Genomic DNA, 244 nt, shown 5'->3' on the forward strand with positions numbered 1-244 from the left:
TCAGTATACGCCAGCAGCTTTCTCCAGCATGGACCACAGAATGGATGAGTGAGGAAGGGAAAGAAAAACTTAAAGCTTTTGGCATAGCACCGCCCAACCCCATTCAGCAATTCTGTTCAACCGATATGTTCCGCCAGGAAGCTGTTCAATGTCCACGATGCAATTCATTTCATACTGAACTGGTCAGCCAGTTTGGTTCAACGGCCTGTAAGGCCATGTACCGTTGCCTTGACTGCCATGAAGC

The 244-nt window shown here is 48.4% G+C and carries 1 protein-coding gene; it reads left to right on the top strand.

What is annotated here, in order from left to right:
- A partial coding sequence (locus SAZ04_RS22785; RefSeq protein WP_488803357.1) for a PaaD-like zinc ribbon domain-containing protein occupies nt 1-244 on the top strand: 244 nt, incomplete at both ends.

The organism is Halalkalibacter lacteus, from assembly GCF_036663595.1.
Taxonomy (GTDB): Bacteria; Bacillota; Bacilli; order Bacillales; family Bacillaceae_D; genus Halalkalibacter; species Halalkalibacter lacteus.